The organism is Mycobacterium sp., assembly GCF_036488105.1.
In the GTDB taxonomy this organism is placed as follows: Bacteria; Actinomycetota; Actinomycetes; order Mycobacteriales; family Mycobacteriaceae; genus Mycobacterium.
Map to the genome: position 1 here is coordinate 1 of NZ_DASXHW010000096.1, position 3,077 is coordinate 3,077.

The 3,077-nt window shown below is 65.9% G+C and carries 3 protein-coding genes and 1 pseudogene; 1 reads left to right on the plus strand and 3 read right to left on the minus strand.

The genetic code is table 11. The annotated features are described in order from the left end of the window. From VGH54_RS05190 to VGH54_RS05200, 3 genes are all read right to left on the minus strand, one after another. Window positions 1-433 (minus strand): thiamine pyrophosphate-binding protein (locus tag VGH54_RS05190; RefSeq protein WP_331510870.1); only part of this gene is annotated, 433 nt, incomplete at its 3' end. A 21-nt stretch (window positions 434-454) separates the two neighbouring features. Then, entirely contained in the window at window positions 455-1,222 is a 768-nt protein-coding gene (locus tag VGH54_RS05195) for a fructosamine kinase family protein (protein ID WP_331510871.1), read from the minus strand. Beyond that, window positions 1,219-2,910, minus strand: coding sequence for an acyl-CoA synthetase (locus VGH54_RS05200; RefSeq protein ID WP_331510872.1), 1,692 nt, complete (start codon window positions 2,908-2,910; stop codon window positions 1,219-1,221). The genes VGH54_RS05195 and VGH54_RS05200 overlap by 4 nt, the downstream gene beginning before the upstream one ends. Before the next feature lie 33 nt (window positions 2,911-2,943). On the opposite strand from VGH54_RS05200, the pseudogene VGH54_RS05205 reads away from it, so the two are divergent. Beyond that, window positions 2,944-3,077 (plus strand): annotated as a pseudogene (locus VGH54_RS05205) (crotonase/enoyl-CoA hydratase family protein); the annotation flags it as partial.

A 3,077-nucleotide genomic window follows, 5' to 3' on the forward strand; every position in this document is an offset into this window, starting at 1 on the left:
CCGTGATCGCCTCGGCGGCATCGGATGCGACATCCGCGGTGTCAGCTGTCCGGTGCACCCAGCCCGAGACGCTCCCGGCGAGCGCGTCGATGTCAGATTCCAGTGGGGCGTCGTACTTCTTGTGATATGTGGCGTGGTCGCCGACGACCACCACCATCGGGACGCGGGCGCGCCGGGCGTTGTGCAGGTTGGCCAGCCCGTTGCCCAAGCCGGGGCCCAGATGGAGCAACACTGCGGCGGGCCGGCCCGTGATCCGTGCATAGCCGTCGGCCGCGCCGGTGGCGACGCCCTCGAACAGGGTCAGCACGCCGCGGATCTGGGGAACGGTGTCCAGCGCGGCGACGAAGTGCATCTCGGAGGTGCCGGGGTTGGCGAAGCATATGTCGACACCGCCGTCGACCAGGGTATTGATCAGAGCCTGCGCACCATTCACGAACGCAGCCTAGCCCGCATGCTAGAGCGCTAAAGCCGCGCGGGCGCAGACACCAGTCCGCTGCGCGTGCCCGCCACCGAACAACACCACATGGGCGAGCAGCGCAAAGAGCTGATGCAGCCCGATCCGGGTGCGCCAACCTGGCCGCAGCGGGTGCACTCGCTGGTAGCCGTCAACGATGTTGTCGTAGTGCGGGCAGCCGAACAGCGCGAGCATGGCCAGGTCGTTCTCGCGGTGACCACCGTGGGCGGCCGGATCGATGAGCACCACCCCGTCGGGCGTCCACATCACGTTGCCGCCCCACAAATCGCCGTGTAGCCGGGCCGGCGAGTCGTCGTCGTCGAAGTCGCCGCCCCGGCAGCGCGTTGCGACAGCGTCGACCGCCGCACGGGTCGACGCGCTCAGGTGCGGCGCGGCCAGTGCAGCCATCGGAGCCAACCGCTCGTCGGCGTAGAACTGGCCCCAATGCCGGTGCGGCCGTAGCGACATCGGCAACGGCTGGGCCAACGGCCCGAAGAACCCCGGCCCGTCCCAACCAGCGGGACCGGCACCGAAGCCAGCAGCTCCCGCGTCGTGCGTGACAGCCAGCCGGCCGCCGAACTCGAAAGCCGCTGCCGGACTGGGACTTACCGACTCCAGCCGCCGCAGCGTCAGGCTTGTCGCATCGACCGACACGACCGGCACACACGGCACGCCGCCGTCAGCCTGCGAAAGCCATTGCAGCCCGGCGGCTTCACACGCGAAGAAGCCGGCGGGTGCGCCGGTGTGACTCTTGACGAAGTCGGTCAAGCGGTCGCGTGGGCGGCGTGTACGTCGTCGGCCGGTCGCGCCTCGGTCTGTTCTTTGGCCCACCGGTAGTCAGGTTTACCGGCCGGCGAACGCTTCACCTCGTCGACCAGCCAAAGGCTGCGCGGCACTTTGTATCCCGCGATCTCGGCCCGCACGAAGCTGTCCAGGTCGGACAGCGACGGCCGCGCCCCGGGCCGAGCCTGCACGACTGCGGCCACATGCTGGCCGTACCGGGGATCGGGCACACCGACCACCAACGCGTCGAAGACGTCGGGATGCCCCTTCAAAGCGGCCTCGACCTCCTCGGGGTAGATCTTCTCGCCACCGCTGTTGATCGACACCGAGCCGCGGCCCAGCATCGTGACGGTGCCATCCACTTCGACCGTTGCGAAGTCGCCGGGGATGGCGTAGCGGACGCCGTTGATGGTCTGGAACGTCTCGGCGGTCTTCTTCTCGTCCTTGTAATAGCCGACCGGAATATTGCCCTTCTTGGCGATGAAGCCGCGGACTCCGGAGCCTGGCTGGACCTCGTTGCCGTCGTCGTCGAGGACGACGGTCCGGTGGTCGATCGTCACGCGCGGGCCGCCGCTGTGCGGTGCGTCTTTGGCGACGATGCTGGTCCCGCCAAAACCGGTCTCCGACGAGCCAATTGAGTCGGTGATGACCCGGTTGGGAAGCAGCTCGAGGAACTTCTCCTTGATGCTCGGTGAGAACAGCGCCGCTGTGGAGGCGAGTAGGAACAGCGACGACAGGTCGTATTCGTTGCCCTTGTCCTGGTGCGCCAGCAGCGCGTCGAGCAACGGGCGAGCCATCGCATCACCGGTGAAGAACAGCAGGTTCACCTTGTGGTCGTGAATTGTGCGCCAGACTTCATCGGCATTGAATTCCGGTGCCAGCACGGTGGTTTGGCCGGAGAAGATCGACATCCAGGTGGCCGACTGGGTTGCGCCGTGAATCATTGGCGGAATCGGGTGGCGGACCATCGGCGGATTGGCAGCTGCGCCCTTGGCCAGGTCGTACTCGTCCTCGATGAATTCGCCTGTGGCGAAGTCGGTTCCGCCGAACAGCACCCGGTAGATGTCCTCGTGGCGCCACATCACACCCTTGGGGAACCCGGTGGTGCCGCCGGTGTAGAGCAGGTAGATGTCGTCGGCGCTGCGTGGGCCGAAGTCGCGCTCGGCCGAACTGTCGGCGATCGCGGCGTAGAACTCGACGCCGCCGTAGCTCTGGTACGCGCTGTCGGGAACATCGGACCCGTCGTCGACCACCAGGACGGTCTTCACGTTGGGGGTGTCGGGCAGGACGTTGGCGACCCGCTCGGAGTACTGGCGTTCGTGCACCAGTGCGACCATGTCGGAGTTCTCGAACAGGTAGCGCAGTTCGCCTTCGACGTAGCGGTAGTTGATGTTGACCAGGATCGCGCCCGCCTTGACGATGCCCACCATCGCGATGACGATCTCGATGCGGTTGCGGCAGTACAGACCGACCTTGTCGTCCTTCTTCACACCCCGCTCCTGCAGGTAGTGCGCGAGGCGGTTGGCCTTCTCCTCGAGTTGGGCGTAGGTCAGCTGCTCGTCGCCGCAGATCAGGGCAACACGGTCAGGGACGGCATCGATGGCGTGCTCCGCCAAGTCGGCAATATTCAGGGCCACGGACCCTAAATTAGAACGTGTTACATTTCCTGACAAGTTTCAGGCCGGCGCGCAGGAAGGCAAACATCGGTGAGCGAGTCAGAAAAAAAGGCCGACGCCCTCATTGAGCAGCGCGGACACACCCTGATCTTGACGTTGAACCGCCCTGAGGCCCGCAACGCACTTTCCACCGAGATGCTCTCGATCATGGTCGAGGCCTGGGA